Source organism: Pseudomonas sp. NUPR-001 (genome assembly GCF_052147955.1).
GTDB lineage: Bacteria > Pseudomonadota > Gammaproteobacteria > Pseudomonadales > Pseudomonadaceae > Aquipseudomonas.
Map to the genome: position 1 here is coordinate 2,219,988 of NZ_CP197353.1, position 20,691 is coordinate 2,240,678.

21 protein-coding genes, 1 tRNA gene and 2 pseudogenes are annotated in these 20,691 nt (G+C 56.5%); 15 read left to right on the forward strand and 9 right to left on the reverse strand.

Going from position 1 to position 20,691, the window contains the following annotated elements; all coding sequences use genetic code 11:
* The first annotated feature begins 49 nt into the window (after positions 1–49).
* Entirely contained in the window at positions 50–1,024 is a 975-nt protein-coding gene (locus tag ACP6KB_RS10145) for a nucleoside hydrolase (RefSeq protein WP_442113590.1), read from the forward strand.
* On the opposite strand, the gene ACP6KB_RS10150 is transcribed toward ACP6KB_RS10145, so the two are convergent.
* Positions 996–1,202, reverse strand: coding sequence for a hypothetical protein (locus ACP6KB_RS10150; RefSeq protein WP_442113591.1), 207 nt, complete (start codon positions 1,200–1,202; stop codon positions 996–998). The two genes, ACP6KB_RS10145 and ACP6KB_RS10150, sit on opposite strands and share 29 nt — an antisense overlap.
* A gap of 190 nt (positions 1,203–1,392) precedes the next feature.
* On the opposite strand from ACP6KB_RS10150, the gene ACP6KB_RS10155 reads away from it, so the two are divergent.
* Positions 1,393–1,695 (forward strand): hypothetical protein, encoded by a 303-nt coding sequence (locus ACP6KB_RS10155; RefSeq protein WP_442113592.1) that lies wholly within the window; start codon positions 1,393–1,395, stop codon positions 1,693–1,695.
* A gap of 145 nt (positions 1,696–1,840) precedes the next feature.
* Positions 1,841–2,149 (forward strand): I78 family peptidase inhibitor, encoded by a 309-nt coding sequence (locus ACP6KB_RS10160; protein ID WP_442113593.1) that lies wholly within the window; start codon positions 1,841–1,843, stop codon positions 2,147–2,149.
* Between the two features lie 125 nt (positions 2,150–2,274).
* Here the strand turns inward: ACP6KB_RS10160 and ACP6KB_RS10165 are convergent, their stop codons facing one another.
* Together ACP6KB_RS10165 and ACP6KB_RS10170 are read right to left on the reverse strand one after the other, a co-directional pair.
* Positions 2,275–2,487, reverse strand: a complete 213-nt coding sequence (locus ACP6KB_RS10165; RefSeq protein ID WP_007956027.1) for a cold-shock protein — start codon at positions 2,485–2,487, stop codon at positions 2,275–2,277.
* A 159-nt stretch (positions 2,488–2,646) separates the two neighbouring features.
* On the reverse strand, positions 2,647–2,946 hold the full coding sequence (locus ACP6KB_RS10170) for a hypothetical protein (RefSeq protein WP_442113594.1): 300 nt from the start codon (positions 2,944–2,946) through the stop codon (positions 2,647–2,649).
* 331 nt (positions 2,947–3,277) lie between these two features.
* Here ACP6KB_RS10170 and thrS point away from each other — a divergent pair, with 331 nt between their 5' ends.
* The 9 genes from thrS to ACP6KB_RS10215 all read left to right on the forward strand — a co-directional run bounded on the left by thrS (position 3,278) and on the right by ACP6KB_RS10215 (position 10,749).
* Positions 3,278–5,200 (forward strand): threonine--tRNA ligase, encoded by a 1,923-nt coding sequence (gene thrS, locus ACP6KB_RS10175; RefSeq protein ID WP_442113595.1) that lies wholly within the window; start codon positions 3,278–3,280, stop codon positions 5,198–5,200.
* Positions 5,200–5,751 carry a translation initiation factor IF-3 gene (gene infC / locus ACP6KB_RS10180; RefSeq protein WP_197875203.1) on the forward strand — a complete coding sequence of 184 codons (552 nt, stop codon included), beginning with the start codon at positions 5,200–5,202 and terminating at the stop codon, positions 5,749–5,751. Before thrS ends, infC begins: the two co-directional genes overlap by 1 nt.
* 60 nt (positions 5,752–5,811) lie before the next feature.
* Entirely contained in the window at positions 5,812–6,006 is a 195-nt protein-coding gene (gene rpmI, locus ACP6KB_RS10185; RefSeq protein ID WP_045194535.1) for a 50S ribosomal protein L35, read from the forward strand.
* Between the two features lie 29 nt (positions 6,007–6,035).
* Complete coding sequence (gene rplT, locus ACP6KB_RS10190; protein ID WP_010222414.1) at positions 6,036–6,392, forward strand: 50S ribosomal protein L20; 357 nt, start codon at positions 6,036–6,038, stop codon at positions 6,390–6,392.
* Between the two features lie 102 nt (positions 6,393–6,494).
* Entirely contained in the window at positions 6,495–7,511 is a 1,017-nt protein-coding gene (gene pheS / locus ACP6KB_RS10195; protein ID WP_133216125.1) for a phenylalanine--tRNA ligase subunit alpha, read from the forward strand.
* A 36-nt stretch (positions 7,512–7,547) separates the two neighbouring features.
* Complete coding sequence (gene pheT, locus ACP6KB_RS10200) at positions 7,548–9,923, forward strand: phenylalanine--tRNA ligase subunit beta (protein WP_442113596.1); 2,376 nt, start codon at positions 7,548–7,550, stop codon at positions 9,921–9,923.
* 3 nt (positions 9,924–9,926) lie between these two features.
* Complete coding sequence (gene ihfA, locus ACP6KB_RS10205) at positions 9,927–10,229, forward strand: integration host factor subunit alpha (protein ID WP_002553164.1); 303 nt, start codon at positions 9,927–9,929, stop codon at positions 10,227–10,229.
* Complete coding sequence (locus tag ACP6KB_RS10210) at positions 10,210–10,566, forward strand: MerR family transcriptional regulator (protein WP_010222411.1); 357 nt, start codon at positions 10,210–10,212, stop codon at positions 10,564–10,566. The genes ihfA and ACP6KB_RS10210 overlap by 20 nt, the downstream gene beginning before the upstream one ends.
* 106 nt (positions 10,567–10,672) lie before the next feature.
* Positions 10,673–10,749, forward strand: a tRNA-Pro gene (locus tag ACP6KB_RS10215).
* Between the two features lie 609 nt (positions 10,750–11,358).
* On the opposite strand, the gene ACP6KB_RS10220 is transcribed toward ACP6KB_RS10215, so the two are convergent.
* Entirely contained in the window at positions 11,359–11,694 is a 336-nt protein-coding gene (locus tag ACP6KB_RS10220) for a hypothetical protein (RefSeq protein WP_442113597.1), read from the reverse strand.
* 258 nt (positions 11,695–11,952) lie between these two features.
* Here ACP6KB_RS10220 and ACP6KB_RS10225 point away from each other — a divergent pair.
* A pseudogene (locus ACP6KB_RS10225) lies at positions 11,953–12,420 on the forward strand (transposase); the annotation flags it as partial.
* Between the two features lie 169 nt (positions 12,421–12,589).
* On the opposite strand, the gene ACP6KB_RS10230 reads toward ACP6KB_RS10225, so the two are convergent.
* Together ACP6KB_RS10230 and ACP6KB_RS10235 are read right to left on the reverse strand one after the other, a co-directional pair.
* Complete coding sequence (locus ACP6KB_RS10230; protein ID WP_442113598.1) at positions 12,590–14,632, reverse strand: acyltransferase family protein; 2,043 nt, start codon at positions 14,630–14,632, stop codon at positions 12,590–12,592.
* A gap of 748 nt (positions 14,633–15,380) precedes the next feature.
* Complete coding sequence (locus ACP6KB_RS10235) at positions 15,381–15,560, reverse strand: hypothetical protein (protein ID WP_442114399.1); 180 nt, start codon at positions 15,558–15,560, stop codon at positions 15,381–15,383.
* Here ACP6KB_RS10235 and ACP6KB_RS10240 point away from each other — a divergent pair.
* Positions 15,546–15,704 (forward strand): annotated as a pseudogene (locus tag ACP6KB_RS10240) (hypothetical protein); the annotation flags it as partial. The gene ACP6KB_RS10235 and the pseudogene ACP6KB_RS10240 overlap by 15 nt on opposite strands.
* Before the next feature lie 212 nt (positions 15,705–15,916).
* Entirely contained in the window at positions 15,917–16,363 is a 447-nt protein-coding gene (locus tag ACP6KB_RS10245; RefSeq protein ID WP_442113599.1) for an anti-virulence regulator CigR family protein, read from the forward strand.
* 150 nt (positions 16,364–16,513) lie between these two features.
* Here the strand turns inward: ACP6KB_RS10245 and ACP6KB_RS10250 are convergent, their stop codons facing one another.
* The 3 genes from ACP6KB_RS10250 to ACP6KB_RS10260 all read right to left on the reverse strand — a co-directional run bounded on the left by ACP6KB_RS10250 (position 16,514) and on the right by ACP6KB_RS10260 (position 20,628).
* Positions 16,514–16,768: a helix-hairpin-helix domain-containing protein gene (locus ACP6KB_RS10250; protein WP_442113600.1), complete on the reverse strand. Its 255-nt coding sequence runs from the start codon at positions 16,766–16,768 to the stop codon at positions 16,514–16,516.
* Between the two features lie 90 nt (positions 16,769–16,858).
* Positions 16,859–17,872 carry a hypothetical protein gene (locus ACP6KB_RS10255; protein WP_442113601.1) on the reverse strand — a complete coding sequence of 338 codons (1,014 nt, stop codon included), beginning with the start codon at positions 17,870–17,872 and terminating at the stop codon, positions 16,859–16,861.
* A gap of 263 nt (positions 17,873–18,135) precedes the next feature.
* The gene (locus ACP6KB_RS10260) at positions 18,136–20,628 is read right to left on the reverse strand and encodes a TonB-dependent siderophore receptor (RefSeq protein WP_442113602.1); all 2,493 of its coding nucleotides are present in this window, start codon (positions 20,626–20,628) and stop codon (positions 18,136–18,138) included.
* Between the last annotated feature and the right edge of the window lie 63 nt (positions 20,629–20,691).

Genomic DNA, 20,691 nt, shown 5'->3' on the forward strand with positions numbered 1-20,691 from the left:
GGGAGCCGCTCAGCTAAACGTTTGCCTAAAGGAATAAGGAGTGCAGCTGATGGCTGTGTTGTTGGCAGGTGCCGCCCAGGTGGCGCCGCTCGATCTGATCATCGACACCGACCCCGGTGCTGACGACGTAGTGGCCTTGTTGCTGGCCATGGCTTCGGCTGAGGAGCTGAACATACGCGCCATCACCACGGTGGCCGGCAATGTAAGGTTGGACAAGACCTCGCGTAATGCGCGGCTGGCCAGGGAGTGGGGCGGGCGTGAGGAGATCCCGGTGTACGCAGGGGCCGCCAGGCCGTTACTGCGCTCGCCCGTTTATGCCGAAAACGTTCACGGTGGCGAAGGCTTGCCAGGGGTTGCAGTGCACGAGCCCGCACAGGGCCTGGCCGAAGGCAGTGCTGTGCAGTACCTGGTGGATACGTTAAGCACCGCTGAGTCACACAGCATCACCCTGGCCATACTTGGCCCGCAGACCAACCTCGCCCTCGCCTTGATTCGGGCGCCGGCTATCCTTCGTGGTATCAAAGAAGTGGTGGTGATGGGCGGCGCCCATGTCAACGCTGGCAATATCACCCCGGTGGCCGAGTTCAACCTGTATGCCGATGCGGAAGCCGCTGAGGTGGTGCTCAGTAGCGGCGTCAAACTGACCTACCTGCCGCTGGACGTTACCCATAAGGTACTGACCAGCGACGCCCGCCTCGCGCAACTGGCGGCCGTGAACAACCAGGCCAGCAGGCGGGTGGTCGATATCCTCAATGCCTACATCAAGGCTGACATGCAGCGCTATGGCATGCCGGGTGGCCCGGTGCACGACGCCAGTGTGATCGCCTACCTGATCAAGCCGTCGCTGTTCAGCGGGCGCCGGGTTGAATTGCAGGTGGACCGCCGTGCAGGCATGACCTACGGCCAGACGTTGGTTAACGAGTACACGTCAACTGAACAGCCTGGCAATGTTGTCTGGATCGAAGAGGCCGACGCCCAGGGCGTGTTTGACTTGCTCAGTACGCGGCTTGCGTGTCTGAAGTAGTGTGTGCGTAGCGTTCAAACACCTGCTCGACGAAACTGCGCGCCGCTTCGTTGCCCAGGTCTTTGACCAGCAGATCGACGGCAATCAGCATCAACTCTTCAGCGCTGGCGGGGCTGTAGGCACTCTGACCTTCGGGCCATTTGACCTTGATATCGGCATCAATGATGTGGCTTGTCATGAGCTGTACCGGAATAAAACTACGCGCATTGTGGATTCAAACGCCGGCCTTGGCATTTGAAGGGGAGGCTTGATTGCACTCTGCCCAAGTCTGCAGTAAATCATGCCGATGCCTGGTGAGGCACTGCTACTTAGGCATAAGCGCAAGGCTCATGGCAAACTAACGGTTTCCAGCAAGGTGGAACAGTGCGGTGCAGATCGATTTGAACAACCCTGAACAGTTCACCCTGGACGCTGTGCGCCGCTTGCTCGGCACTGGCAATAACGGGGTGCACAATCAACTGCGGGTCAGTCGTGGTGGTATCGCCTGGCTGTCGCAGGTGGTGGGGAGTCGCGAGTTGGACGGCCTGGCCTTTCGTCTGGAAACCTGGGCGGCGGGTTCCGGTTGTGTCGGCGCCCAAGCGGCGGCGGACGAGCGCTGGGTGCAGCAAGTATTCAGTGCATTGCAGGCCAACTGGCCGAGCCCGTCGAGTGATTACATCGATCTTTACTGAGTGTCGAGCAAGCCGGTGCAAAATCCGGTGACGATTGCACTTTTACCTGAGTGCGCTGGCTCAGGCAGACTTGACCGGTTTTGCAACAAATTATCAGCGAGGCTGTCAGATAGGCAGCAGCATTCCCGAATTCAAAGGAGGATCCATGTTCCGTGCATCATTGATGAGCCTGTTGGCGGTGGCCGTACTGGCTGGCTGCAGCAACACCGGTGGTTCGTCGTCGGCGCCAGCGTCTGTGGCTGACAACGATGGCCGCTGCCAGGCAAGCGGCGCTGAGTTCGCCATTGGCAAGCAAGCCACTCCGGCGTTGGTCGAGCAAGCGCGCAAGGCCAGCGGTTCGCAAATCGCGCATGCCTTGGGGCCACGTGATGCGATGACCATGGACTACCGTTCCGAGCGTCTGAACCTGCACACCGATGCTCAAGGTGTTGTCATCCGCGTCAACTGCGGCTGACCGATGTAGGAGCGGGCTTGCCCCGCGATAGCGATCTGTCTGTTACATCGCTTCGCGGGGCAAGCCCGCTCCTACAGGCACAAAAAAACCCGCCACATGGGCGGGTTTTTTTATTCGGTCAGAGATTACTCTGGACGAACTTGTGCAGCCTGCATGCCCTTCTGGCCTTTTTCGGCAACGAAGGAAACGGTCTGGCCTTCCTTCAGGCTTTTGAAACCGTCGGTTTCGATAGCCTTGAAGTGAACGAACAGGTCGTCACCGCCACCTTGTGGAGTGATGAAGCCGAAGCCTTTTTCATCGTTGAACCATTTTACGGTGCCGGTTTGGCGATTAGACATGGGTGTATCTCCAGAAACATGATTTTCAGTAGTGCGGTGTTGCCGAGGCCAACAGGGTGCACGCCGACCATCATAGTCTAATTATGGGCTTGTAGCCCCTTTTACCTTCGCAGATTGCTGATCTGGAGCAAATTAGCGATGGATAACGGGCGCAAAGCCTTAGTTTTTCGGCTTGCAAGCCGCTGCAATTTTTTCTTGAGCACGCTTCATTGTGTTGGCATCAACACCATCGGTGCTGTCCAGATCCTTGATTTCAGCATCGCTGAACTCTTTTTCCAGCACTCTGCCGGCACAGCTGCAGTGCTGTTCGGCCACGGCCTTGGTCATGGTTTTTTGCTGTGCTTGCGCTTGACTGACGCAGGTGGCCTGGTAATCGGCGGGTAGCGTGCCAGCATTGGCGCTCAGCGGCAGCAGCAGGGCAGAAGCGGCCGCCAGGGCCAGAAGAGACTGAAGTCGCATAACCAAACACTCCTTGGGGTTTAGTCTCACAAGAGTAGGATGCTTCACAAAGTCAGAGCGGAAAATTTCCCTCCAAGTTCCCCGCAATCGCCGCAAAGCTTTGTGCTAGCATGCTTGGCTTGAGTTCGCCGCAGACGCTGCTTGCAGCTTTCTGCTTAAAACTCACAACTTTTTACTATTCCAGTCACTCTGGTTCGTTCCCTGGCAGGCTTTCGCGCTTCTGCCACTGTGAGGCAGGCTTTGCATGTGCAAAGACAGGGGCGGATCGCGTACTGGCTCATCCCAACCCACGTGACCTTTGGTAGGGGTCACCACTAGGAGAGGAGGCGCCATGCCCGTTATTACTCTTCCCGATGGCAGTCAACGTTCGTTCGACGACGCCGTAACCGTTGCTCAGGTAGCCGCATCCATTGGTGCCGGTCTGGCCAAAGCCACCGTCGCTGGTAAAGTCGACGGCAAGCTGGTCGACGCCTGCGACCTGATCGAACACGATGCCCGTCTGCAAATCATCACCCCCAAGGACGAAGAGGGGCTGGAGATCATCCGTCACTCGTGCGCCCACCTGGTCGGCCATGCCGTCAAGCAGCTGTACCCGACGGCGAAAATGGTCATCGGCCCGGTCATCGACGAAGGCTTCTATTACGACATCGCCTACGAGCGTCCTTTCACGCCTGACGACATGGCGGCGATCGAGCAGCGCATGCAGCAGTTGATCGAAACCGAATACGATGTCATCAAAAAGGTCACCCCGCGTGCCGAAGTGATCGAAGTGTTCAAGGCCCGTGGCGAAGACTACAAGCTGCGCCTGGTCGAAGACATGCCGGATGAACAGGCCATGGGCCTGTACTACCACGAAGAATACGTCGACATGTGCCGCGGTCCGCACGTGCCGAACACCCGTTTCCTCAAATCGTTCAAGCTGACCAAGCTGTCCGGCGCCTACTGGCGCGGTGATGCCAAGAACGAGCAGTTGCAGCGCGTCTACGGCACCGCTTGGGCCGACAAGAAGCAGCTGGCTGCCTACATTCAGCGCATCGAAGAAGCGGAAAAACGCGATCACCGTAAAATCGGCAAGCGCCTGGGCCTGTTCCACCTCCAGGAAGAAGCGCCGGGCATGGTGTTCTGGCACCCCAATGGCTGGACCCTGTACCAGGTGCTTGAGCAATACATGCGCAAGGTGCAGCGTGACAACGGTTACCTGGAGATCAAGACTCCGCAGGTTGTTGACCGTTCGCTGTGGGAAAAGTCTGGCCACTGGGCCAACTACGCCGACAACATGTTCACCACTCAGTCGGAAAACCGCGACTACGCCATCAAGCCAATGAACTGCCCATGCCACGTGCAGGTGTTCAATCAGGGCCTGAAGAGCTACCGCGAGCTGCCGCTGCGTCTGGCCGAGTTCGGTGCCTGCCACCGTAACGAGCCATCGGGTGCCTTGCACGGCATCATGCGCGTACGTGGCTTCACGCAAGACGACGCGCACATCTTCTGTACTGAAGAGCAGATGCAGTCCGAGTCCGCTGCGTTCATCAAACTGACCATGGATGTCTACGCCGACTTCGGCTTCAAAGACATCGAAATGAAGCTGTCGACCCGCCCTGAAAAGCGCGTGGGCTCTGATGAGCTGTGGGATCGCGCTGAGGCTGCCTTGGCTTCCGCTCTCGATAGCGCCGGCCTGCCTTACGACCTGCAGCCGGGTGAAGGTGCATTCTACGGTCCGAAGATCGAGTTCTCGCTCAAGGACTGCCTGGGCCGCGTTTGGCAGTGTGGTACCCTGCAGCTGGACTTCAACCTGCCGATTCGTCTCGGTGCGGAGTTCGTCTCCGAAGACAACGGCCGCAAGCATCCAGTCATGCTGCACCGCGCCATCCTCGGTTCGTTCGAACGTTTCGTCGGAATTCTGATCGAGCACTACGAAGGTGCATTCCCGGCCTGGCTGGCGCCAATGCAGGCGGTGGTCATGAATATCACCGACAAACAGGCTGAATTTGCTCAGCAAGTCGAAAAAACTCTGGCCGAAAGCGGTTTCCGTGCCAAGTCTGACTTGAGAAATGAGAAAATTGGCTTTAAGATCCGCGAGCATACCTTGCTCAAGGTTCCTTATCTCCTGGTTATCGGGGATCGGGAAGTCGAAACGCAAACTGTCGCTGTGCGTACCCGTGAAGGTGCTGACCTGGGCTCCATGCCCGTCGCCCAGTTCGCGGAATTGCTCGCGCAAGCGGTTTCCCGGCGTGGTCGCCAAGATTCGGAGTAATTACTATTAAGCGTGATATGAGAAACGATAAACGAGCTGTACCGAAAGCCCCGATCAACGAGAATATCTCGGCACGCGAGGTTCGGTTAATTGGCGCTGACGGTGAGCAGTTGGGCATCGTCTCGATCGAAGAAGCGCTTCGTATCGCTGAAGAAGCGAAGCTGGATCTGGTAGAAATTTCTGCTGACGCCGTACCTCCTGTCTGCAAAGTACTCGACTACGGCAAAAGCCTGTTCGAGAAGAAAAAGCAGCAGGCTGCGGCGAAGAAGAACCAGAAAGTAATCCAGATTAAAGAAATCAAGTTTCGTCCAGGGACGGAGGAAGGGGATTACCAGGTAAAACTACGCAACCTGGTACGTTTCCTTACTGATGGGGACAAGACCAAAATCTCTCTGAGATTCCGTGGTCGCGAGATGGCCCACCAGGAGCTGGGCATGGAACTGTTGAAGCGGATCGAAGCTGATCTTGCCGAATACGGTACCGTTGAACAGCATCCAAAGATGGAAGGACGCCAGCTTTTGATGGTCATCGCCCCCAAGAAAAAGAAATAACCACCAGGGCACGGCAGGCCTTGCGGTTATGTTTATCAATTGAATGCGGAGTATCCGAACATGCCAAAAATGAAAACCAAAAGCGGTGCAGCCAAGCGTTTCTTGAAAACTGCTAACGGCATCAAGCACAAGCACGCTTTTAAGAGCCACATCCTGACCAAAATGTCGACCAAGCGTAAGCGTCAACTTCGTGGTAGCAGCTTGCTGAACCCGTCGGACGTTGCAAAAGTCGAGCGCATGCTGCGCCTTCGTTAATTTTTGGTTAAAGATAGAGGAAGTTACTCATGGCTCGTGTAAAGCGTGGCGTCATCGCTCGTAAGCGTCACAAGAAAATTCTGAAACTGGCTAAAGGCTACTACGGCGCACGCTCGCGCGTATTCCGTGTTGCCAAGCAAGCGGTCATCAAGGCAGGCCAATACGCCTACCGCGACCGTCGTCAGAAAAAACGTCAGTTCCGCGCTCTGTGGATCGCTCGTATCAACGCTGGTGCGCGTATCAACGGTCTGTCCTACAGCCGTCTGATCGCTGGCCTGAAAAAAGCGTCGATCGAAATCGACCGTAAGGTTCTGGCTGATCTGGCAGTGAACGAAAAAGCGGCGTTTGCTGCGATTGTCGAGAAAGCTAAAGCCTCGCTGGCTTAAGTACCCCGACAATCATCCGGCGTCATTTCCGGCGCCGGGTGTTAACGTCTTAATAGGGGAAGAGCCTGCGCTCTTCCCCTATTTTGTATCTGGAGTCTGTACATGGAAAACCTGGACGCGCTGGTCTCCCAAGCCCTGGAGGCCGTGGAACGCGCTGAAGACATCAATGCCCTGGAACAGATCCGGGTTCAATTCCTTGGCAAGAAAGGCGAACTGACCCAGGTGATGAAGACCCTGGGCAACCTGCCTGCCGAAGAGCGGCCAAAAGTTGGCGCGCTGATCAACGACGCCAAGGAACGCGTCACCGAGGTGCTCAACGCGCGCAAAGCGGCTTTTGAAGAAGCCGAGCTCAGCGCCCGTCTGGCTGCCGAGTGCATTGATGTGACCCTGCCGGGCCGTGGCCAGACCTCCGGTGGTCTGCATCCGATCACCCGCACCCTGGAGCGCATCGAGCAGTTCTTCACCCATATCGGCTACGGCATTGCCGAAGGCCCAGAGGTCGAAGACGACTACCACAACTTCGAAGCCCTCAACATTCCCGGCCACCACCCGGCCCGGGCAATGCATGACACCTTCTACTTCAATGCCAACATGCTGCTGCGTACCCACACCTCGCCGGTGCAGGTACGGACCATGGAGTCCAGCCAGCCGCCGATCCGCATTGTTTGCCCGGGCCGCGTGTATCGCTGCGACTCGGACTTGACCCACTCGCCGATGTTCCACCAGGTCGAAGGCCTGCTGATCGATCGCGACATTAATTTCGCCGACCTCAAAGGCACCATCGAAGAATTCCTGCGGGTGTTCTTCGAAAAGGAACTGGCGGTACGTTTCCGTCCGTCCTTCTTCCCCTTCACCGAGCCATCGGCTGAAGTCGACATCCAGTGCGTGATGTGCAGCGGCAAAGGCTGCCGCGTGTGCAAGCAAACGGGCTGGCTGGAAGTCATGGGTTGCGGCATGGTTCACCCGAACGTGCTGCGCATGTCTGGTATCGACCCTGAAGAGTTCCAGGGCTTTGCCTTCGGCATGGGCGCCGAGCGCCTGGCCATGCTGCGTTACGGCGTCAACGATTTGCGCCTGTTCTTCGACAACGACTTGCGGTTCCTTGCGCAATTTCGCTAGGTCGCGCACCCGTAACGAATCTTTCAGGAGAGCAGGATGAAATTCAGTGAAAAATGGCTGCGCGGTTGGGTCAACCCGCAGGTATCCCGAGATGAGCTGGTTGCTCGTCTTTCCATGGCCGGCCTTGAAGTCGACAGCGTCACCCCAGCTGCCGGTCAGTTCAGTGGCATCGTCGTGGGCGAAGTGCTGAGCACCGAACAACACCCAGACGCCGACAAGCTGCGTGTGTGCCAGGTCAGCAACGGCAGCGAGACCTTCCAGGTAGTGTGCGGCGCACCTAACGTGCGCCCTGGCCTGAAGATCCCGTTCGCGATGATCGGCGCCGAACTGCCGGGCGACTTCAAAATCAAGAAGGCCAAGCTGCGTGGCGTTGAATCCAACGGCATGCTGTGCTCGGCTGCCGAGCTGCAAATCAGCGAAGAAAACGATGGTCTGCTGGAACTGGCCGCCGATGCGCCAGTGGGCGAAGACATTCGCGTGTATCTGGATCTGGACGACGCCAGCATCGAGGTCGACCTGACCCCGAACCGTGGTGACTGCCTGTCGCTGGCTGGCCTGGCGCGCGAAGTGGGTGCCCTGTACGCAGAACCCGTGACTCGCCCTCAGGTGCCTGCCATCGCTGCCGTACACGATGAAGTGCGCCCGGTTGAAGTACTGGCGCCGGCGGCTTGCCCACGTTACTTGGGTCGTGTTATCCGCAACGTCGACCTGTCGCGCCCAACCCCGCTGTGGATGGTTGAGCGCCTGCGCCGTGCTGACGTGCGCAGCATCGACGCTGCCGTCGACATCACCAACTACGTGATGCTCGAGCTGGGTCAGCCGCTGCACGCTTTTGACCTCGCGGAAATCAACGGCGGCATCCGCGTGCGCATGGCCGAGGAGGGCGAGAAGCTCGTTCTGCTCGACGGTCAGGAAGTGGCGCTGCGCAGCGACACCCTGGTCATCGCCGACCACACTCGTGCCCTGGCGATTGCCGGCGTCATGGGTGGTGAGCACAGTGGTGTGTCGACCAAGACCCGCGACATCTTCCTCGAAAGCGCCTTCTTCGAGCCGATTTCCGTGGCTGGCAAGGCCCGTTCCTACGGCCTGCACACCGATGCCTCGCACCGCTATGAGCGTGGCGTAGACTCGCAGCTGGCCCGCGAAGCCATGGAGCGCGCCACTGGCCTGCTGCTGGACATCGTCGGCGGCGAAGCTGGCCCGGTGATTGAAACCGTCAGCGAGCAGCACCTGCCTAAGGTCGCGCCGGTCACCCTGCGTTCCGAGCGTATCAACCAGATGCTCGGCATGGACATGGACACCGCCGAAGTCGAGCGCCTGCTCAACGCCCTGGGTCTGAAAACCAGCGGTGAAGCCGGACAATGGCAGGTCGAAGTACCAAGCCATCGCTTCGACATCAGCCTGGAAGTCGACCTGATCGAAGAGCTGGCCCGTCTGTACGGCTATAACCGCTTGCCTGTGCGTTACCCGCAAGCACGCCTGGCCCCACAGGCCAAGGCCGAAGCGCGCGGCGAACTGCCAGCACTGCGTCGTCTGCTGGTTGCCCGCGGTTACCAGGAAGCGATCACCTACAGCTTCATCGACCCGAAACTGTTCGAACTGTTCAGCCCGGGCGTCGAGCCGCTGTTGCTGGCCAACCCGATCTCCAGCGACATGGCCGCGATGCGCGCCTCGCTGTGGCCGGGCTTGGTCAAGTCGCTGCAGCACAACCTCAACCGTCAGCAAGACCGCGTACGCCTGTTCGAAAGCGGCCTGCGTTTTGTTGGTCAGCTTGAAGGCCTCAAGCAGCAGCCGATGCTCGCGGGTGTAGTGTGTGGCAGCCGTCTGCCGGAAGGCTGGGCCAATGGCCGCGACACCATCGACTTCTTCGATGTCAAAGCCGACGTCGAAGCGCTGTTGGGCTTCTCCGGCTCCCTGGCCGAATTCAGCTTCGTCCCAGGTCAACACCCGGCGCTGCATCCGGGCCAAACCGCGCGCATCGAGCGTGACGGCCGTGAAGTCGGCTTCCTGGGTGCCATCCATCCAGAGCTGGCCAAGACCCTCGGCCTTGATCGTCCGGTATTCGTCTTCGAGCTGGTACTGGGTGAAGTGGCTGAAGGCCGCCTGCCGAAATTCAGCGAACTGTCGAAATTCCCGGAAGTGCGTCGTGACCTGGCTTTGGTCGCAGGACGTGATGTTGCTTCGAGTTCGGTGCTTGAAGTAATTCGTGACAATGCAGGCGAATGGCTTACAGACCTCAGGCTGTTTGATGTTTATCAGGGTAAAGGTATTGATCCTGATAGAAAAAGCCTTGCCGTAGGCTTGACCTGGCAGCATCCGTCGCGCACTCTTAATGACGAAGAGGTGAATACTGCAACGCAAAATATCCTCACCTCGCTTGAACAAAGGTTGAACACCACGTTAAGGAAATAGCGTATGGGTGCTCTGACGAAAGCTGAGATGGCCGAACGGCTGTACGAGGAGCTGGGCCTGAACAAGCGTGAAGCCAAGGAATTGGTTGAGCTGTTCTTTGAGGAAATCAGGCACGCTCTCGAAGACAACGAGCAGGTCAAATTGTCCGGATTCGGCAATTTTGACTTGCGAGACAAACGCCAGCGGCCGGGCCGCAACCCCAAAACCGGGGAAGAGATCCCGATCACGGCGCGTCGAGTCGTCACCTTTCGTCCAGGGCAAAAGTTGAAAGCCCGAGTTGAGGCCTATGCTGGAACCAAGTCATAACGACGAGCTTCCGCCGATTCCAGGCAAACGCTACTTCACCATCGGTGAAGTGAGTGAGCTTTGCGCGGTAAAACCGCACGTGCTTCGCTACTGGGAGCAGGAATTTCCGCAACTCAACCCGGTGAAGCGCCGCGGTAACCGGCGGTACTATCAGCGCCAGGACGTGCTGATGATCCGCCAGATCCGCGCGCTGCTATACGACCAAGGCTTCACCATCGGCGGGGCGCGATTGCGCCTCTCTGGCGATGAAGCCAAGGACGACACTACCCAGTACAAACAACTGATCCGGCAGATGATTGTCGAGTTGGAAGACGTGCTGGTGGTGCTGAAGAAGTAACCCATATCGGGCCGGGAATTCTGGAAAAAATGCTTCCATAATTCAAAAGGTTAGGGTACATTCTTCAACGTTCTCAGTAACTAGGAGAACATGCTTCAAGCCCAGTCGGGGCGTAGCGCAGCCCGGTAGCGCACTTGCATGGGGTGCAAGGGGTCGAGTGTTCGAATCACTCCGTCCCGACCATTATTTACTGAGTAAAATCAGGCACTTAAGCCGGTTATCTAAACCGGCTTTTTTGTGAGTGCGCAAAACTTGCGCAAAACTATCCGGCGAAATCGCCAATATCCAGGTCGGCTTCGACCTCGGACCACACCACATCCTCGTGCCCTTTTTGGTAGTTTCTGGTCATCCCCTCCGTGGTATGTCCGGTAATCTTCTGCCCGTCTTTGCCTGCTCGTTTGTACAGTGCAGGGAGAGGGCGCGCACTTCATGAAACCCCAGCATCCCTCGCATCAACGCCCATGACAGCCAGAAAAGTCCGGCACAGCAGGCCGAGGAATACGCACGCCAGCGCCAGGAGCGGCTGCTGGAGATCCAGCAGGTTCGCACTCTACAAGCGCATCTCTGAGATGACGCAGATCGGCGATCTCGCAAGTATGAATCATGGGGAACCAGTGAGCACAACGCTGGACTGCTTGCCAATCACGGCAAGGGCTATTCCTGCTGGATGTACGGAAATCCGCGCCGATCTGGCGAACTAACTATGCAAGAAAAGCGGGCGAACTTACTCCATATCGAATGGCAATCCAGAACCCGGCCATTGAGCCGGGCTTTTGCTTTGTGAATTGACAATCATCCTTCAACTGCAGGTTGCTTGTGGATTTTTTTGCACGTGGAAGAGTTGTAGATTTCCACCATGAGTTCGTGAGCCTCTTGGCTGTCGAGCTTATCAAGTCCCAACTTCTCTCTTCCTTCTAGAGCTATTTTTTTGATCTCTTCAGCATTCGGTAAAAAACCGGTGCTACGAGTAAATTCCTGCGCATAACTGGTAATTTCGTAGAGCGCCTGGCTTTGCGAGAGCCTTTGCGCAGATAGGTTGCACTTAATGATTTCCAGGTAGTCGTCTTCGTTATTGGAGCAGCCCGAGATTACTGCTGCCATAACCCCTAACATGAATGGCTTTTTCAATCTGCGTCCTTGATTCGAATTGCTGCTTGAGATACGAATGATCTCAGAGTGCTATCGGGCTTGTGAAGGTCTTGCCGTGGTGAACTGACCTCCTCGGCGTGCTCCGGTGCACATGGAAGATGCGATTCTCGGAAGGAGGGAAAGACTGCGTACCTATTCAGGATCTAGGCATTGATCGGGGCTTTTCTGTTTTCGGCTCTGGACTGCCTCGGAAAGGTAGACATCCCCGGCCTTTGATTTGAGCATAGGAGGAAGTCTATGAGTACCCAGCGATACACACCGGAATTCAGGCGGAAGCCGTCATGCAGGTGGTTGAACGCGGCTATTCAGTCGCGGAAATTGCCGCACGCCTCGGCGTCTCGACTCACAGCCTCTACAAATGGGTGAGCGCCGTCACCCCTGATAAATCAGAAAAGCAGGCAAGTGAATTGCTCGAGGCCAAGAGTGAATTCCCGCGATTATGGGCCCAAATGCGCCGCCTTGAAGAAGATCGGGATATCTAAAAAAAGCCGCGCAGTACTTTGCCAGCGAGCCCGAGTGAAGTGCCACTTCATGAACGAGCATCATCATCAGTATGCAATTATCACGATCTGCAGGGTATTGCGGATCGCTCGTGCCGGGTTCTACAAATGGCTGCACAAGCCCGTTTCTGAGCACGATCAGGAAAACGACCGCTTGCTGAAACTGATCCGCGATTCCTATGCGGCTAGCCGAGGGGTTTACGGTGCTCTGTGCGTCTATGCCTACAGGCAGTCGATTGCTGCGAGCGCCGAGTTAGGCACCGTATCTACAGGGGCTCCAAGGCTCATACACGCATGGGGTGTTGGTACGCTGTAAGGGATTCCAATCGCGTACCGAATTACGTACGGCTGAACAGGCTCTGTTCAAATAGACTTCATTGTGCCGCCGCATTTGCATGGTGACTCGTGCCGATCTGTTGCGAGTCCTGCGAATGGAAGGCATCAGAGAACATCGGAATCAAAACGTCTCCACCGTGCTCATTCAGGTGGTCGTCATCGACATAGATTGGTGTGCCATTGTGATCTCCATAGCACTTCCCATCGTTGCAGAGATAAGGGAGCGGGTTTAGAATTTTAGCGCCACATTTTTTGCTTGCAGCATCTTGCGCCTCCCACACAAAGTGGTTCCGTTGCATGTACTCTTCCATGCTTATGAACACACGCTTGTTATTGCCGGGGATGAAGGCTCTCCTAGCCATGGTTTTAGGTACGCTTATTTTAAGCTCCGGAAACGGCCGAACCAGGTACACAGGTCTTGTTTTCGCAAATTCGCACGCTGTAGTAATAATACCTTCTCGCATCTTGGCGAGTAGCTCTGGCGCACTTGGAGGGTAAGGTTTGTCTATATAAAATGTGGGGGTAGACACCTCGGACTTGCGGTCTGGCTCATTTGGACCGAACAGATAGCTCGACCAGCGATTGACGATGATGATTGGCACGTTGGTTGGCAGGGTTTTTTGCTTTGCTACAGCCAAGCTCAGGAATTCGCTGCACGTATTTTTGGGGTCGGTAATAAGCTTTAGACCAAGGATTGTCGCGCAGCTATGTAGCTCCCAATCCAATACATTCAAGCTTTTGCTGGGGAGTGATCGCTCCACTGCACGCACGATAGATGCTGCATGACTATCACCAATTACAATTGCACCTAGCTCATTGCCCCCATATGTGCATTGGGAGTTTATAATTTTATTTTTGCTGGCGTTCACAAAGCACTCTCTAAGTCTCGGGTTTCTTAGAGAACTATCTTGAAAGATTCGGCTGCTATTGATGGCGACTGGGCGGCTAGGTACACCGTCATTGTTTTTGACTAGCTGACTCGGGGTCAAGATGAGGACGGTAGCGGCTACGATCGTTAAGTAGGCAATTTTTGTGGTGCTGATTTCTAGGATGTTTTTGGATTTTAACTCTATTGCGCTGTAAGAGATATGGCCAAGTAAAAGGGTGATGAGCAAGCCTGCGGTGGTGGCTCCTACATCTTGACGAAGCTCGAGGTATACGAGCGCAGCAGCTATTGGCCAATGCCAAAGGTAGAGGGAATAGGAACGATCTCCGAGCCATTGGAGTACCGTGAGGTTGGTTAGGGGCGAGGCTTGATTTGCGGCTGCAATTACACAGGACGTACCTAGCGCTGGAATAAGTGCATACCAACCGGGCCACACATCGCTAGGAGAGATAAAGGCGATCGAATATGTAATCAGGGCGAAGCCAAGAAATGCAGTGCATTTGGTTGCAGTGCTAGACGTGGGGAGTCGCGTTGAAACTAGGAACACCAAGCCGCCGAGCAACATTTCCCACGCGCGCATTGGTAGTAGGTAGAAGGAGGCAGACGGGTAGGTGGAGGAGAGGGTTATAGAAGCGAGCAGCGAAGCGATGGCCACGGTAGATAGCACAACCAATGCGCTCAATCGGCCAGGTCTAAACTTCCATACAACCATCAAGATCAAGGGTAGAACTAAGTAAAATTGCCACTCGACAGAAAGTGACCAAGTGTGAAGTAACCATTTGTCGTAAGATGAAATGTCGAAGTATCCCGACTCCTTCCAGAATGTTGAGTTGGAGCTGAAGGTGAGTGCAGATATTACATGGTGTGCTAGGGTTTTGTATTCGCTTTGGGCTAGCGTAAACCAGCCGATAACCAATAGCGTTGTGCATAAGGCTAAAAGTGCCGGTAAGATTCTTTTGGCTCGAGCTAGGTAGAATTTGACTAGAGAAAGGCTGCGGCTTTCGAGTCCGGTGACGATGATAGAAGTCATCAAAAAACCAGATATCACGAAAAACACATCAACACCGACAAAGCCGCCTGTGAAACCTGGCACTCCGAAGTGGTAGAGAATTACAGCTACAACAGCCCAAGCTCTTAGACCGTTGATGTCAGTTCGGAACGCGCGTACATCGCGATTATTATGCGTCTGGCTCACAGATACCAATCCAAATAGGTGACGTGCGCTACGGTGCCCGCCAAGAAGGCGAAAAATTCTACAGGTAATGCTGCCATTCGGGCAGTGCGCGGGCCCGTGATGGTGAGCCACTTAGGCTTGGATAGGTCTCACTTGGTCGGTTAGTGAGCGGGTGGGCTAGGGAAGGTTGGCAGCACCACTCTCGGTTGTTTGGGGTAGCGATCAGTGCCGCTCAGGCGCAGATTTTTCAGGGAGATGAACTGTAGTAATTGGAATCACCAAAGTCGGCAGAGCGCCGGAGGAGGGGTGGTAACGCCGCGTGAGATTTGCGTGACTCTGCGTGACATTTGAGAGCGCCTATAGGCAGTCGATTGCAGCGAGCGCCAAGTTAGACACCGTATTTACAGGGGCTCCAAGGCTCCTGCACGCATGGGGTGCAAGGGGTCGAGTGTTCGAATCACTCCGTCCCGACCATATATTTCAACGACTTAGCCACCTTTGGGTGGCTTTTTCGTTTCTGCGTGTACCAACACGGCGAGTGACTTGGACGCACAGTTCAGGATCCCTATAGAGGAATACGCTGAAGTGGGAGCATGGGCACATTCCGTCGCCCCGTAAGAACTTTAGTGCTGATATTGAATCATATGGCTCATCAACCATCGCCCTCGGAGGCGTTCGAATAATGAGCAAACCCTTTGTAGCTGTCTTTGCATGTGCGCTTGCGCTAGGAGCAACGGCGCTCCTGCCTGCGGACTTTTCTCCTATAGGTTCAGCCTATGCGAAAGACGGTGGCCATGGTGGCGGTCATGGCGGCGGGCACGGAGGAGGACGGGGCGGTCAGGGCGGCAAAGGGGATGGTTTTGGCGGAGATCATGCGGGTAAGGCATCTCGAGACCATGGAGTAAGCGGTAATCACTACGGTAGCGCTCGGAATAACGATAGTGGTCATGGCTCCGCCACGTCTGGTATCGCCCACTCCAAGGACACTCGCGGCCTGTCAAAATCGACTGCCATTTCTCGAACTACGCCAGGCGATCATAATTCCAAAGGGTTGAGCAATGCAGTTAGCTCGTCCTCAAAGAATGACCGTTGATACGCCTATTTCTATTGTCCACCGGATGTAGAGTAATCCAGCCCAGCCCCGCGCTGGGCTTTTTGCTTCAGGCTAGTCTGATCTCCCTGCCTGACTTTGGCCGTAGTGTTCGAAGCAGTCCCTCCCGATTATTCCTCTGCTGCTGATGAGCGGAACTTTCCTCGTCAATACCGTCTACATTGCAGGACATACCCTTTTCTGAGAGAACGGAAATGATCAGATCCAAGTCGGTGATCGCTGTGTTCACCAGCCTTGTACTCCTTACGGGTTCTACTGCTGCGCTGGCTGATCCAGGTAATAGCAACGGCAAGGGTAACTCACAGAAAGCTCAAGCTCACGGGGGGCAAGCAAAAGCCAAGGGCCCGGATCGAAGTGACTGGAGCCATGGCCCCAGTGTTGATCGCGGCAATGTTCTGGGTGTGCTGTCGAGCTACCGTGACTATTGGAGCCCAGGCGCGGCACTGCCTCCAGGTATTCAGAAAAACCTGGCCCGAGGCAAGCCGCTACCACCCGGCATTGCGAAGAAGCTCGACGGGCGGTTGCTGGGGCATTTACCGCATTACGAAGGCTATGAGTGGCAGCAAGCTGGGGTGGATTTGATTCTGGTCGCTATTGCTACCGGCATCATTTATGAAGTGCTCAGTGGGGCGCTGGATTAAGGTGAGCGTGCCATTGTGTTTATGCTGGCGGTAGGAGCGGGCTTGACCCGCGATACAACGACGCCGGTAGACCGCAATCACGGTCAGGCCCGCTCCTAGCGTATTGTCGGTGAGGCATGTACCTGTATCGCTGGGCGCCTACGGGCTGACTTAGCCGCCTGTTTCGCCTAGGCAAGGGCTTTTGCCAAGCGCGACCGCCGCACTAATAGCCGCTCGGGCTTGAGGGCTGTTCTTCCAGCAAGTAGACCCCAATGCAGCTGAGGCTTGAGCCAGGATGTCACTGACATCTGCCCTACCAAGCTCAGCCAGCGAGTCGATACCCATTTGCTCAAGTCGGGTAATCACGGTTGGGCCCACCCCCTTGAGGGCGAGCAGTGCGGCGCGTTCTTGCGGTGGAAATGGCATTGTTGGAATCCTTTTCTGGCCAATAAGCCTGTGCAAGGTTGCCTCAAACTGGCAAGCACCTCAACACAGGCGGTAGGGGCCACCTCCGGTTTAGCGGGAATTCTGCGCAGACTTAAGCAAGGCCTGAAACTTCTCGGCGAATTCATTACGCCCTTCCTGCGCATAGGTGTTGAGGTGGCTCCGGTCATTATTGAAGTCAGCGGTGCAGCGTTGGAAGGTCTGATTGACCCAGTACTTCATTTGTTCGGGGTGTTGTTGCATCTGTACGCTGTTGCTGTAGAGCAGTGTTTGATACAGCCGCATGGCCTTGTCAGCGTCGGAATAGATGATAGAGGCGATGATGAACGAGGTTTCCATTTCGCTGCTACCAGCCTCGTCATATTTCACGCCTTTAGCCGTCGAAAATTCGCGAAGCGCGCCGACCACAGCTGCGCAATTGGCGTATTGGTCCGCCTTGGCGCCGACACGAGGACGCTGGGGTGCTACGGGTAGGTGTTCGATCATGGGTTGTTTTGGTTGGGCAGCCAGGTTGGCGGGAATGTTCTTGCCGTTGACCCGTTCGATCGACATCAGAAAACTGGCGCTGTCACTGCGCACCAGGGAGAGAAGGTTATCGAGGCCTTGTATTGCCGGCTGCAACTGCACGGTGTTGCACATCGACTGCAGCAGGTTGCGGTCGTTGCGCAGGTCTTGCTGGGCTGCCTGGCGTAAGGCAGTTACGCGGGCAGGTGTGGCTTGTGGTTCGATGTATTGCGGCTTTATGTCTTGCAGTGTCGAGGCTACAAGTGTGGGGTAGAGAAACACCATCGAGGCGCCGCAGGTTTCGTTGTTGGGCTCAAGCTCGTGGTTCATCAACGCAGCGGTGGTGCGCGTTCGAAAATCCTTGATGTCTTTGTAGCCGAGGCTGTTGGAGGAGTACGCAGGCAGGTTGGGGAAGCCAATCTCTTTGACGGCATTGATATAGGTGTCGCTGAGCCGGGACAAGTCGTTGAAGTTGTCGTTGGCAGATCCTGGTTGAACAGAACCAAGGGACTGAAAGTTCTTGATGTCACTCAACTGCTCGATCAGTGCGTTGTAAGAGGCCAGTTCGCTGCCATCAGTCACTTCCTCCCCGAACGATCCGTATTCATTGTCCGCAAAAGCCCCAGCAATAGTGCATGAAGCGGCGAGCAACAACGCACCAACTACCTGTTTTGTCACCACGAAGCGTCCCTTAGTGCCAGCCTTGGCACGTTGAAAAGTCAGTGTCTCGCTCAGTCACCAAGGCCAACAAAGAGGCTGGCCTTGGTGCCTCCCCACAGTAGGGATCGACGTGGGGCAGAGAAACTTGAGTACTGACCTTCAACAAACCCTGTAACCGAAGTGCATCAGAACTTGCTGCGAACGGTCAGCATGAAATTGCGCGGATCGCCATAGAAGTTGTTGTAAGCCGAGGTACCCACTGTCGAGTAATACTTCTTGTCGAACAGGTTGTTGGCGTTGAGCGTGGCTGACCAGTTTTTATCGATCTGGTAATCCAAGCTCGCGCTCCAGAGGGTGTAGCCCGACTGCAGGAACTTGTAGTTGACCGGGTCGCCGTCGAACTGGCCGGTGCTGGGGTTGAACGGCGACACCGTGCCTTGCTTGGAGGTGGCGCTCTGGCTGATCGCACCGAGGCCCAGTTTCCAGTCGTGCAGTTCGCCTGGCAGTTGATAAGTGCCCCAGACTTTGAGCAGGTGCTTGGGGGTGACGCCTTCGAAGGTGCTGCGGCCTTCGTCGGCGTTTTTGGCTTCGAGGCGGTTGTAGGTGTAGCCGGCCATCAGCTGTAGGCCCCTGGCAACTTCTCCGCTGATTTCAGCATCGAAGCCCTTGCTCACCACCTGGCCGGCGTTGAAGTAGCAACAGGTGGCCTCGCTGCCGATCGGACCAGTACCCAGCTCGTCATACACGGCGTTGTTTTCCTGCTCGATGCGGTAGACCGCGAACGAGGTGTCCATGCGTCCATCGAGCAGTTGGCCCTTGAGGCCGATCTCGTAGTTTTTCGACGTGGCGGGGTCGAGCTGGGTGCCGGTGGTGTCGGTGAAACCTGCCTGCGGGGTGAAGGTTTCGGCGTAGCTGGTGTAGGCGGTCCACGCGTTGTTCAGGTCGTAGGTCAGGCCAGCATAGGGGGTGAACACGCCGCGTTTGTGTTCGGTAGACGGGCGCGACGACGGCGCGTTGGCGAAGTCTTGTTTGTTCTGGTAGCTATAGTCGGAAAGACGGCCGCCAAGGATCAGTTTCAGCTCGTCGCTCAGCGCCAGGCGGGTCATGCCATAGGCTGAACGGCGGATCTCGGGCAGGTCCTGGCGTTTGGTCGGTGTGCTTCCCAGATCATCCGGCGGGTTGCGATCGCTCAGGTCCACCGGGATGCCCTGAATCCGCCCGGTGCGCTGGATGACGGTGCCGACAGTGTGGCTGTAGTCGACGCCAAACAGCACATCGTGGTGTAAGTCGAACGCGTCAAAGCCGCCTTTGACGTAGCTGTTGGCGGTTTTGCGCACGCTGCCGCCCTTGTTCGGAAACTGGTGCCAGTTCGGCCCGGTGCCGGTCAGCGGGTCGACGCCACCAAAGTAGTACAGGCCAGCGGAGTCGCGGTCGATATCGACGTAATTCAGGTCGGTGCTCAACGACCAGTCGGCGTTGAAGGTGTGCTCAACCCTGGTGTACAGCTGGGTGGTTTTTTCCCGCACCGTGTTCCAGTCGGCGGTATAGGCGGTGTGACGCGGCAGGTTCAAGTCGTCGCCATTGGTGTAGCGCGGCAAACCGGCGAAGTAGGGCACGCCATCATTGTCCTGGTAACTGCCGCCCACGCTTAAGGTTGTGTCGGCCGCCAGGTCGAACTCCAACGATCCGTAGGTCAGCGAGTTCTGCGTATCGACGTAGTCCATGAACGACTTGCTGTCCTGGTAGGCCATGCCCAGCCGCCCGCGAATGTCGCCGCTGGCAACCAACGGGCCGGTCAGGTCGAACTCGGTACGGTAGTTGTCCCAGCTGCCGGCCGAGGCCGAGAACGTCAACTGGTTATCGCGCAAGGCGCGTTTGCGCACCAGGTTGATGGTACCGCCGGGGTCGCCAGTGCTGGAATACAAGCCATCGACGCCGCGCAGGAATTCAACGCGATCGTACTGAGCCATATCGAGCTGGCTCAGCGAGCCGTAACCGGCGATCGAGGTGGTCAAGGGCGCGCCACCGTCGATGGTGGTGTTGGAGACGGCGAAACCGCGGGAGAAAAAGTTGCTTTCGTTGCCCATGGCCGCTTGGGATATGCCGCCTTTTTGTAGCGAGACGCCGGTCATTTTGCTCATGACATCGGTCAGGTTGTTGAGGTTCTGATCCTCGATGCGCTGGCGGGTGATGACCGACACCGAATGCGGCACTTCGCGTAGCGACGTCGCCACTTTGCTACCGACGGTCGTGGCGTTGACGCTGTAGCTTTTGGCGTCGGCTTGCAGGCTCTGGCTCTGGATGGTGGTTGCGCCCAGCTCAACTGAACCCCGGCTGTGCTGATTACCGATCAGCAGGTAGACGCCGTTGGCCTGGCGTACCGCCTGCAGTCCACTGCCGGCGAGCAGCAGTGCAAAGCCCTGATCGACGCTGTAATTGCCTTGCAGGCCTTGCGAGCGCAGCCCTTGGGTACTGGCACCATCGAACGACAGTGTCACCCCGGAGCGGCTGGCAAACTGGCTCAGGGTTTCGGTCAAGGTACCGGCGGCGATGTTATAGGTCCGCGCCTGGCTGCTTACCTGCTCGGCAAGCGAAACTCCAGGCCAGATGATGGCCGCACCTAACGAGAGGTGAACTGTCAGGGCGAATGCTCTGTGCGCCCGCTGCTTGTTGCTCATGTTTCCCTTCCCTAAAACATTCAGTTGCTCAGATGGAAGGGAGAGCCGAATGGGCCTGCACAA